The 10668-nt window shown below is 69.8% G+C and carries 10 protein-coding genes; 2 read left to right on the top strand and 8 right to left on the bottom strand.

The annotated features are described in order from the left end of the window. Positions 1–127: 127 nt before the first annotated feature. From ACSDR0_RS02960 to ACSDR0_RS02945, 4 genes are all read right to left on the bottom strand, one after another. Positions 128–1582, bottom strand: a complete 1455-nt coding sequence (locus ACSDR0_RS02960) for a glycoside hydrolase family 3 protein (protein WP_435287138.1) — start codon at positions 1580–1582, stop codon at positions 128–130. 124 nt (positions 1583–1706) lie between these two features. Next, on the bottom strand, positions 1707–2588 hold the full coding sequence (locus ACSDR0_RS02955; protein ID WP_435287137.1) for a carbohydrate ABC transporter permease: 882 nt from the start codon (positions 2586–2588) through the stop codon (positions 1707–1709). Continuing rightward, positions 2585–3598: a carbohydrate ABC transporter permease gene (locus ACSDR0_RS02950; protein ID WP_435287136.1), complete on the bottom strand. Its 1014-nt coding sequence runs from the start codon at positions 3596–3598 to the stop codon at positions 2585–2587. The genes ACSDR0_RS02955 and ACSDR0_RS02950 overlap by 4 nt, the downstream gene beginning before the upstream one ends. A gap of 2 nt (positions 3599–3600) precedes the next feature. Next, the gene (locus ACSDR0_RS02945) at positions 3601–4938 is read right to left on the bottom strand and encodes an extracellular solute-binding protein (RefSeq protein WP_435287135.1); all 1338 of its coding nucleotides are present in this window, start codon (positions 4936–4938) and stop codon (positions 3601–3603) included. 208 nt (positions 4939–5146) lie between these two features. On the opposite strand from ACSDR0_RS02945, the gene ACSDR0_RS02940 reads away from it, so the two are divergent. Both ACSDR0_RS02940 and ACSDR0_RS02935 read left to right on the top strand, forming a co-directional pair. Beyond that, the gene (locus ACSDR0_RS02940) at positions 5147–6337 is read left to right on the top strand and encodes an ROK family transcriptional regulator (RefSeq protein ID WP_435287134.1); all 1191 of its coding nucleotides are present in this window, start codon (positions 5147–5149) and stop codon (positions 6335–6337) included. Between the two features lie 89 nt (positions 6338–6426). Continuing rightward, positions 6427–7071 carry a M15 family metallopeptidase gene (locus ACSDR0_RS02935; protein ID WP_435287133.1) on the top strand — a complete coding sequence of 215 codons (645 nt, stop codon included), beginning with the start codon at positions 6427–6429 and terminating at the stop codon, positions 7069–7071. A 160-nt stretch (positions 7072–7231) separates the two neighbouring features. Here the strand turns inward: ACSDR0_RS02935 and ACSDR0_RS02930 are convergent, their stop codons facing one another. The 4 genes from ACSDR0_RS02930 to ACSDR0_RS02915 all read right to left on the bottom strand — a co-directional run bounded on the left by ACSDR0_RS02930 (position 7232) and on the right by ACSDR0_RS02915 (position 10423). Then, the gene (locus ACSDR0_RS02930) at positions 7232–7996 is read right to left on the bottom strand and encodes a class I SAM-dependent methyltransferase (protein ID WP_435287132.1); all 765 of its coding nucleotides are present in this window, start codon (positions 7994–7996) and stop codon (positions 7232–7234) included. A gap of 254 nt (positions 7997–8250) precedes the next feature. Then, positions 8251–8943, bottom strand: coding sequence for a DUF2306 domain-containing protein (locus ACSDR0_RS02925; protein WP_435287131.1), 693 nt, complete (start codon positions 8941–8943; stop codon positions 8251–8253). A gap of 104 nt (positions 8944–9047) precedes the next feature. Then, positions 9048–9485: an SRPBCC family protein gene (locus ACSDR0_RS02920; RefSeq protein WP_435287130.1), complete on the bottom strand. Its 438-nt coding sequence runs from the start codon at positions 9483–9485 to the stop codon at positions 9048–9050. 59 nt (positions 9486–9544) lie between these two features. Beyond that, complete coding sequence (locus ACSDR0_RS02915) at positions 9545–10423, bottom strand: helix-turn-helix domain-containing protein (RefSeq protein WP_435287129.1); 879 nt, start codon at positions 10421–10423, stop codon at positions 9545–9547. Positions 10424–10668: the final 245 nt, after the last annotated feature.

Here is a 10668-nt window from a genome sequence, read left to right as displayed (position 1 = left end):
CGCGCACGGCAATGACACGGCCCGCCCCCGCGAGAACCGCGAGGGCGGGCCGTGTCGTCGCCGGTACGTCCTCACCGCCCCGTGCCGCCGGGCGGCGGGACAGGGCGGCGAGGTGCGGCCGGGGCCGTCAGACGCCGAGGAGTTCGGCGGCGGCCTGGGCGTTGGCGCGGGCGGCGCCGTAGGTGGCCAGGTAGGTGACACCCTCCGGACGCCAGATCGGCAGGCCCATCTCGACCACCGTGGCGTCGGGGCGGGCGGCCAGCAGCGCGGAGACCACCGACTGACTGACCTCGTAGCGGTGGGCGTCCTTGACGACGACGATCAGGGAGCGGCCCGAGGCGAGTGCCAGGATGCCCGGCACGTCGGCCACCTCCGGCTTGACCCGCAGCACCTCCGCCTGCGGCAGCAGCGGTGTGAAGCCCCACGGCACGTCGCCGACCGCGATGGTCGGCGGGGTGTCCACCTCGACCACCAGCGGGTCGACCAGGGGAGACGCCGAACCGGTGAGGCTGACCGCGCGGCGGGCGGCGGTGAGGCCGATCACGTCCCGCTCGGCCTCACCGGTGCGGGGCGTGCCGAACCAGGAGCGCAGGGCGGCGACCCGCTCGGCCGAGGCCTCCAGGCGGGCCACGGGGAGCCGTCCGTCGTGGACGGCCGCGACGATCTCGTCCACGATGAGGCGGATGTCGTCCTCGGTGGGGATCGGGCCGAGGCAGAGCAGGTCGGCCCCGGCGGCGAGGGAGAGCACCGAGCCCCCGGCGAGACCGTAGGCGGCGGTGACGGCCTTCATGTCGAGGGCGTCGGTGATGACCACACCCTCGTAGCCCATCTCGCCGCGGAGCAGGCCGGTCAGGGCCGCGGGGGAGAGCGTCGCGGGAAGCGCGCCGGTGACGGCGGGGACGCGTACGTGCGCGGTCATGATGGACCTGGTCCCGGCCTCGATCGCGGCGCGGAAGGGCACCAGCTCGCGCTCGCGCAGCAGCTCCACCGAGGCGTCGACGAGCGGGACCTCCAGGTGGGAGTCCTGCCGGGTCGCGCCGTGGCCGGGGAAGTGCTTGACGCAGGCGGCCACTCCCGCCGACTGCAGGCCGTGGACCGCGGCGACGGTGTGCCGGGCGACGAGCGCGGCCTCCGCCCCGAACGAGCGGGTGCCGATCACCGGGTTGTCGGCGGCGGTGTTGACGTCCGCGGACGGGGCCATGTCCAGGTTGACGCCGCAGCGGGCCAGGTCGTCGCCGATGGACCGGTAGACACGCCGGGTGAGGTCGACGTCGTCCACGGCGCCGAGGGCGGCGTTGCCGGGGTACGGGCTGCCGACGTGGTAGGCGAGCCGGGTGACGTCACCTCCCTCCTCGTCCAGTGATATGACCGGGTCGGCGGTCTCGCGTAGACGGGAGGTGAGAGCGGACAGTTGTGCGGCGTCGGCGACGTTGAAACCGAAGAGCGTGACGCCGCCGAGACCGTTCTCCAGCTCCCGCAGGACCCAGTCGGGTGCCTCGGTGCCCTGGAACGCGGCGAGCAGCGTGCCGGCCGCGAGACGACGCAGCCCCTGATCGCCGCGATCCGCGATGAACTCAGACATGGCGGTAGGTGTTCCTTACCTGAGATGTAGGGGGGTGTCGGACATGGAAGTAAACATTGAGAAAACGAACAGAGCTGGTACGGCCCGCGCCTTGTGGGTGCGTGCCGTACCAGCACCGATGGGATCAGCCCTTGACGGCACCCGCGACGAGTCCGGAGACCATCCGCCGCTGCACCAGCAGGAAGAAGATGATGACCGGGATGGTCATCAGGGTCGAGGCGGCCATGATGGCGCCCCAGTCCACCGACCGCTGGCTGACGAAGTAGCGCAGCGCCACGGGCATGGTGTAGTTGCCCTGGTCGCCGATCAGCGTCAGCGCGAACACGAACTCGTTCCACGCGGTGATGAACGAGAAGATGCTGGTCGCCACCAGGCCGGGGGCCACCAGTGGGAACAGTACCTTCCAGAAGGTGGCGAACCGGCTCGCGCCGTCGATCCAGGCGGCCTCCTCCAGCTCCTTGGGCACCGCCGCGACGAAGGTGCGCAGCATCCAGATGGCGAACGGCAGCGTCATGGCGACGTTCACCACGACGAGGCCGAGGAGCTGGTCGTACAGCCCGGCCCGCCTGACCATCAGGAACAGCGGGATGAGCAGCGCCTCGCCGGGGACCATCTGCACGATGAGCAGCAGGATCAGGAACGAGGTGCGCCCGCGGAAGCGGAAGCGGGCCACCGCGGTCGCCGCCAGCAGGGAGAACACCGCGCCGATGAGCACGGTGCCGACGGCCACGATGGAGCTGTTGAGCAGATACTGCCAGATGGAGTGGCCCGCGATGCCCTCGGTGAAGACCCGCTTCACGTGTTCGAGCGTGGGGTCGGTGGGGAACGGGATGAAGTCCGTCGTGAAGATCTGCTCGCGGCTCTTGAAGGCCGTGGTCACCATCCAGTAGACGGGGAACACCGCGAACAGGAACACCACGACGGCCGTGGTGTTCAGGCCGATCCTGCCGAGCCGCTTGCGCGTCCTGGGGTTGCCCCGGGGCGCCCGTGTGTCGTAGGTGGTCATCGCACGTCCTCCGTCTTCACGATCTGGCGGACGTAGAAGAAGGTGATGACGAGCAGGATCAGCGTCAGCACCACCGCGATGGCCGCGCCCATGCCCATCTTGGGCGGCGCGCTGAAGGCCTGGGTGAAGGCGAACAGCGACAGGTTGAACGCCTCCCGGTTGGACGTGCCGCCCGCCAGCACGAACAGCTGGGTGAAGACCTTGAAGTCCCAGATCACCGAGAGCACCGTCAGCACCGCGAAGACCGGCTTCAGCAGCGGGAAGGTGATCCTCCAGAAGATCCGCCACGCGGAGGCGCCGTCCACCCTGGCCGCCTCGTACAGCTCCTGGGAGATGCTCTTCAGACCGGCCAGCACCGAGACCGCGATGAACGGGAACGACGCCCAGACCACTGCGATGATCAGCACGATGTAGATGGTGAACGCGTCGTTGAGCCAGGGCTCGCCGGTCCAGTCGGAACGGCCGAACAGCAGCGAGGAGAACCAGTCGGGCAGCGCGTTCAGCAGCCAGTTGATGACACCGGCCTCCGCGTCGAACAGCCAGCGCCAGATGATCGCGGTGGCGATCTGCGGGGTGGCCCAGGCGGCCATGATGCCGACGATCAGGAAGGTCGACATCTTCTTGCCCAGCTTGTGCAGGAGCAGGCCGACCAGCGTGCCGAGGATCAGGGTGCAGGCCACCGTGACGACGGCGAAGACGACGGTGTTGCGGAGCGACGTCCAGAACAGCTCGGACTCGACCAGCTTCTGGTAGTTCTCCAGGCCGACGGACTCGGCCGGCACTCCCCGGATCTGCCGCAGTCCCACGTTCTGGAAGGACATGACGACCATCTGGTACAGCGGGTAGAGCAGCAGGCCGGCGATGACGAGCAGGCCGGGGATGAGCAGCGCGTAGGGGACGACCCAGGCGGGCAGCCCGCTGGACCTGCGCGGGGGCGTGGCGCCTCGGTGCCCCCGCGCCGGGACGGAGGGGGTGCCCCCGTCCCGGGCGATGGTTGAGGTGTTCGCCATGGTTACTGGTTCAGGATCTCTTCGAGTTCCTTGTTGGCGTCGGCCAGCGCGGTGTCGACGTCCTTCTTACCCTCGATGACCGAGCGGGCCGCGCTCTGCAGGACCGCCTTGGTGTCGTTCGCCTCGGCCCAGTTGGTGTCGTTCGGGAAGCCCTTGGCGACCTTGAAGGTCTCGGCGAACGGCGCCTGCACCGGGTCGGAGGCGTACTCGGTCAGAGCCTCCGGGTAGAGCGGGAGCAGGCCGCCCTCCTTGGCGTAGCGGGTGCCGAACTCCTTGCCGGCGGCGAGCTTGACGTACTCGGCGGACAGCTCGACGTTCTTGGTGTCCTTCCAGATGGCGATGTCGTTGCCGCCCTGGAAGGCCGGGGCCGGGCCGCTGCCGTCCTTGGCCGGGAGCGAGAAGAAGGACATCTTCGCGTCGTCGATCTTGCCGCCGCTCTGCTCCTTGATGGTGGTGATGTCCCAGCCGCCGGTCACGTACATGCCGACCTTGCCGTTGGCGAAGCGGGTCGCGATGTCCACCGAGTTCTGGGTCAGGGCGGACTTGCGCGAGACGCCGTGCTTGGTCACCAGGTCGGTGTAGTACTGGAAGCCCTCCTTGAAGCCGGGCTCCGTCAGCTTGCCGGTCCACTTGCCGCCCTCGAAGGCGGCGAAGTCGCCACCGGCCGACCAGACGAACGGCGACAGCGACATGTTGGCGTCGGAGCCGCCGTTGAAGGCGAAGCCGTCGACGTCCTTGCCCTTCTCGGCGACGATCTTCTTGCCCGCCGCGACGAGGTCCTCCCAGGTCTTGGGCACCTCGATCTTCAGGTCCTCGAACCAGTCCTTGCGGTAGAGGACGGCGCGGGTGCCGCCACCCCACGGGGCGGCGTAGATCTTGCCGTCCACCGTCTCGTAGCCCCACAGGTTCTGCGGGATCTGCTGGAAGTCGGGCGCGCCCTTGACGACCTCGGTGATGTCGGTCAGCGCGTCCTGCGCGACCCAGGCGGCCACCTGGTCGTTGCCGAACTCGGTGACGTCGGGGCCCTCGCCGCCGGCGAGCGCCGCGGTCCACTTGGCCTGCGCGTCGGGCCAGGGCACCCACTGGAGCTTCACGTCGGCGCCGGTGGTCTCCTTGAACTTGGCGTTCAGGTCGGCCATCAACTTGTTCTGCTTCTCGTCGGGAGCGCCGAGGCGCCAGACGGTCAGCGTCTGACCTGCGAATTTGGGGCCGGACGCGGCGGGTGCCGTCGCGTCGGAGCCGGCGGCCGGGGCGGCAGGTTCACTGCTGCCACACGCGGCGAGACCCAGGGCGAGGGCGGCCGTGGTGGCCGTCGTGGTGGCGATTCTCGCGAACTTCACTGGAGTTCTCCCTTTCAGGCTTTCGCCGGGGTTTGCGCTCATCTGTTATGGCCGGGGTCCCCCGCGACCCTCTGCACTCAATGGGAGCGGTCGGAACTACCGCAACCCGCGGTTCCGATCGCTTGCCTGCGGGCTGACTAGGGTTAAACTAACAAGAAACTTTCTTAAAAGAAACGATCGTTAGCGGATCGTGACGGGGAGGACGACCTTGCCCACACGCCCGGGGACCCCCCGGCTGCTGCGCCAGCTCAACGACCGCGCCGCGCTGGAACTCCTGCTGTCCAGCGGCCCTCTCACCCGGGCTGAGCTGGGAGAATACACCGGGCTCTCCAAGGTGACCGCGGGTCAGCTGCTCTCCAGACTGGAGGAGCGCGACCTCGTCACGGTGGTCGGCGAGCAGGCGGGCGGCCGCGGTCCCAACGCCGCGCTCTACGGGGTGGTGCCCTCCTGCGCGTACGTGGTCGGGCTCGACGTGCTGCCCGACAGGATCAGCGCCGGGGTCGCCGACATCACCGGCACCATCGTCGCCGAGGTCTCCGCGGACCCCAGCGGGCACGACGACCCGGTACGGCTGGTGCGGAGCGCGGTCAGCCAGGCGTGCGAGTCGGCCGGCATCGGCGTCGACCGGCTCCGCGCCTTCGTGATCGGCACCCGGGGCGTCGTTGACCCCGGCACCGGCGACGTGCGCTTCTCCTTCGACCTGCCCTCCTGGCACAACGGCGTGCTCGCCGAACTCCGCCGCGACCTCGGCGTCCCGGTGACGATAGAGAACGACGTGAACCTGGCCGCGCTGGCCGAGCGCGCGTACGGGGCGGCACTGGGCGTCGACGACTTCGTGCTCGTCTGGGCGGGGGTCGGGCAGGGGCTCGGCGTCATGCTGGGCGGGCGGCTGCACCGCGGCTTCACCGGCGGCGCGGGCGAGATCGGCTGGCTGCCCGTCCCCGGCGAACCGCTCCCCACCGACGTGAGCGAGCCCCAGTCGGGCTCGTTCCAGCGCCTGGTCGGCGGCGACGCCGTGACCGGGCTCGCGAACGCCCACGGCATCGGCCCAGGCCCCGGTTCAGAGCCGGTCGTCGACGGAGGCTCCGTGGGAGATTACGTCCGTACGGCCGTCACGGAGGGCGCTGAGGCGTTCCTGGACGAGCTGGCCGGGCGGCTGGCCGTCGGCGTCGCCGCGGTCGCGGTGGTCCTGGACCCCGGGCTGATCGTGCTCAGCGGCGACGTCGGCAGGGCCGGGGGAGACGCGCTCGCCGCCAGGGTGCAGGACGCGGTGGCCCGGTTCTGCCCGAGCCAGCCCAGGGTGGTGGTCTCGCGGGTCAGGGGAAACCCCGTGCTGCGCGGCGCCCTGGTGTCGGCACTGCAGCAGGCCCGTGAGCAGGTGTTCTCGGACACGATCTGACACGCCCGTTCCCCCGGGGACGGGCGAGGTCTCCGCACACGTGAGCGAGCGGGTCTCCGCACCGTGGCGCTTGGGGAAGAATTGCCGCCATGCGCGACATCGTTCTGATCTCCGATGCCCGAGTCACCTCGATCCCCGTCGAGGAGTCCGGGGAGCAGCTGGTCGACGTCCGGGGGCGGTTGCGGACGGACGAGCGGCTCGCCGACCCCGAGGGGGCCTTCGCCCACCTCAGGCTCGGGCTGCTGACCCGGCTGGAGGAGGCGCAGGAGCAGCTTCCCGGGGGATACCGGCTGCTGGTCGTGGAGGGGTACCGGCCACCGGCGGCGCAGAAGGAGATCTTCGACGGATACTCGACGGAGCTACGGGCGCTGTATCCGGAGATGTCGCCCGCGGAGCTGCTGGCCGCGGCGAGCCGCTACGTGTCGCCCGTCGAGATCGCTCCGCACACCGCGGGAGCGGCGGTCGACCTGACCCTGTCCACCGACGACGGGACCGAGCTCGACATGGGGACCCCGATCAACGCCACCCCCGAGCAGAGCGACGGCGCCTGCTACACCGACGCCTCCGGTCTGTCCCCCGAGGCCCGCCACCATCGCAAGCTTCTCGGCGTCGCCCTCGACACGGTCGGTCTGGTCAACTACCCCACCGAGTGGTGGCACTGGTCCTACGGCGACCGCTACTGGGCCATGACCACCGGCGCCCCGGCCGCCCTCTACGGCCCCCGCGCCCTCTGACCACCGCCGTACGGCGGTGTCATGGGATCGCGCTGTTCGGTGAACGCGGAACAGATCGGTTCTGCTCGCCGAACGTGAGCGGCGGGACGTCGTGCAGGCCAGGAATCCTGGGGAGTGTCTTCAAAGTCCCGTCTGCCCGGCCCCGCGTGGTGCGCAGTCCCTAGGGCGTTCCGGGTGGGACGGGCTCCGCGGTATCACGCCGCGCCACGAACACGAACTCCTTGCCCGGCCGGTCGGGTGCGTCGCGTACGTCCTCGACGACGAAGCCGTGCTCGTGCAGGTCCCGCTCGATCTCCGTACGTTCGCGGAAGCGAAGTGTCGATTCCGAGGTCAGTACGTCCCCGTCCGCAGCGAACACGTGCGTACCCCGGAAGCTCACCAGCGGCAGGTTCACGTCCGTCAGCTCGGCCCAGGTCTCGACGTGGCCGACGCCCGGAATATCCGTCATGCGGTACGTGGTCTCGCGCGTCCACTCCGCCCACTCCTCCCACACGCGCCGCGCCGGATCGCGCGTCTCGAAGACAAGCCGCCCGCCGGGCCGCAGCGCCTCGTACGCGCCGCGCAGCGTCCTACGCCATGCCCGCGGATCGGCGATCGCCTGGGCGACGTTCCCGGTCATCGTCACCAGGTCGATCCGCATGGGCGGCAGGTCCCCAGCGTCGCCGTCGAGCCAGCGCACCCGCTCCGCTCCCGGCTTGCCACGCGCGACGTCGACGGACGCCCGCGCGGGATCGATCCCGGTGACCGCGATCCCGCGCTCGGCGAGCAGCAGCGCGAACACGCCCGTACCGCACCCGATGTCCAGCACGGACCGCGCGCCGAACTCCTCCGCCATCGCGAGATACGCGTCGAGATCGCTGCGGTCCGGATCGAGCGGGTCGTAGATGGCGGCGAGGCGCGGATGCCCGAAAGTCGCGTCAACCATGGAGGTGAACCTATGTGGTCCCGAGACCGCGCGGCCACCGCCATTCCGCGTCGGACAGTGCATGACGACGAATCACCCGGTGATGATCCCGCATATCTGAATCACTTCGAAGACACGGCTCAGGCCGGGTCGGGGCTGGGGCGATGATTTCCACGACGATGAGTTCCACGACGAACTGGACCGTGGCGCCGAGCAGATAACTCGTGCGCCCGTCCGCTGACGGCGACGACCGCACGAACCGCCCGGCGAGGCCGTCATACCGGTGTGGAGACCAGCGGGGCGTCCCGGTGCTGCTGACGACGGGCCAAGGGCGCCAGCATGCGCTGGACGATGAAGTACTCGGTCACGAGGACGTTGCCCAGGATGGACGCCCATACGGCGGCGGCGTAGATCGCCTCGAACTCCACCGAGGGGGACAGTTGCAGGCCGAGGAGCAGGTAGACGCGCAGGGTGACCGCGGCGAACGTCAGAGCGTAGTTGCGGATCATCCAGATCCGGTGCAGTTGCACGTCGCCGCGGCGGATGCTCCGGTAGGCCATGGCCAGGGTGTACAGCCACGCCGCCACGAGGATGTAGAACGCGACCTGGACCGCGAAGCCGCTGATCGTGACCGCGGCGGCGAACGCGGCCGCGATGGACGCGATCACGACGGAGATCATGTACACCCGGCCGACGACGCGGTGCAACCTGGGACGGCGGACGCGGAGGCGGTTGACGAACTGCAACGGCCCGAGGGCCAGGGCGAGGCCACCTGGGACGGCGTGCACCGTCAGGGACAGGTAGTGCAGCGCCACATCCGGGTTGAGCGGCAACACGGCGTCGGCCGTGTCTCCGGTCAGGTACGGCGGCACCGACTGGGCGGCGAAGCCGACCGCGGACACCGCCATCAGCCCCCACAGCGCCCACCACTTCCGGCTACGGATGGAGCGTGCTCTCGTCGTGGACATCGCGCTTCCCCTCACTGTCGCGGATGGTCGTGGAACGGCTGCCGGCCGTGGCGGGGGGACGCGTTGTGCCCCGGCCCCCCGCCGCCGCCATGAGGAGGTGCTGATCACCCCTCGGTGGCGTTCGCGTACGCGGCGAGACCGTCAACCACGCGTTGCATGAAGCGGGTCAGGTACCACTGCCAGAAACCCCCCGAGAGCGGCATCCTGGGGTCGAAGGTGGCGGACCACGCGATGTGCGTGCCCCCGCCGGGTACCGGGGCGAGATCGATGGTCCCGCGATACGAACGGAAGGGCCCACTCACGTTGTCGTAGACGAACCGCCGGTTGTCGACCAGTTCGACGATCCGCTCCCGGGCGACGCTGCGGCCGGTGCGGAAGATCCTGGTGTCGCCGACCTCTTGCCGGTCCTCGGGATCGCCGCTCTCGACGTCGACGGAGTCGATCGGCGTCCACTGGGGCCAGGTGGCCGCATGGGTGAGCGCCGCGAAGACGGCGTCGGGAGCGGCCCGCGAGCGTGCGGTAACGCCATAGGAGTACGGCATGCGCCTAAACGTAGGCGCTCCCTACTTCACTGGACATGCGGGCGATTGCCGTCGATCGATCAGTTCTTGCGGTACGTCGAGGGGCGGACACCCGTGTGGCGCAGGAAGGCCGTCGACAACGCGCCCGGACTGGCGAACCCGCACCGCGTGGCGATCTGCTCGATGCTGAGGGAGCTGCTGGACAGTAGCCGCCGCGCCCGCTCGATCCGTAACCGGGTGAGGTACCGGTGCGGTGTCTCGCCGGTGGCCTGCCGGAAAACTCGGACAAAGTGGTACACGCTCAGATGGGCCTCGACGGCGATCATGGTCAGCGTCAGCGGCTCCGCCAGGCGCTCCCGCATGATGGCGATGCCCGCCCGGACGGCGGCATGCTCGGGACCGGGCAGGCGCACGTCCCTGCCGAGGGTCAGCACGTGCGTCGAGAGGAACGCCGCGGCGGACTCCGCGTACAGGTCGCCGACGCCGCCGGTGCCCGGCAGCGCGCGGAGAAGCTGCTCGACGACCGGATCTCCCGCCCGAAGGGCGGCGGACAGCCCCTCGAAGTCGGGCTCACGACCGCCCAGCGCCCCGGCGGCCTCCCGGACGGCCGACGAGGGAATGTGCACCTGGGTGGTCCGCAACCTGGACGTCGCCCGATAGGTGACGGAGGTGGCGCGCCCGGGAACCATGAGCTCCAGGTGGCCCGGCACCCACCGCCGCCCGACGGGCTTCCCGCCGGCGTATAGCCGGACGTCCGCGTTGCCGGCCACACACAGCACGATGTGCAGGTCAGACACCGCGGGCAACGGAAGATGCTCGGCCTCGGAGACGTGGTCGAAGCTCTGTACCAGCAGCGACCGCCAACCGGCGTCGTCCCAGCTGTTGTACGTGTGCCGCACATACGCCGGTGTGTCGAAATCGACATAGCACGACGTATCGAAGTCGGGCGAATCGAACACACCACGAGTCTAGTCGGCGGTCAGATGCCTGACAGGGCTCCAGAACCCGGGCTGCCCGGCACCCGCGGAGCCGGGCTCGTCCGTGCCCTTCCTCCGGTTCGGCCGGTGAGCCGGGAGGTCATCCCGTATCTCGTGGGACTACGGTCCCCTCCGTACGGATGTCCCTTCCTCCGCGAGGGAGAATCGAGGTTGTGCGGTTCGGCGTTCTCGGTCCTCTGAAAGTGCGGTCCCCCATCGGTGAGGAG

Source organism: Streptosporangium sp. G11 (assembly GCF_051192615.1).
Lineage (GTDB): Bacteria > Actinomycetota > Actinomycetes > Streptosporangiales > Streptosporangiaceae > Streptosporangium.
The sequence above is the reverse complement of the archived record's forward strand: the minus strand, read 5'-3'. Positions and strand labels throughout refer to the sequence as shown.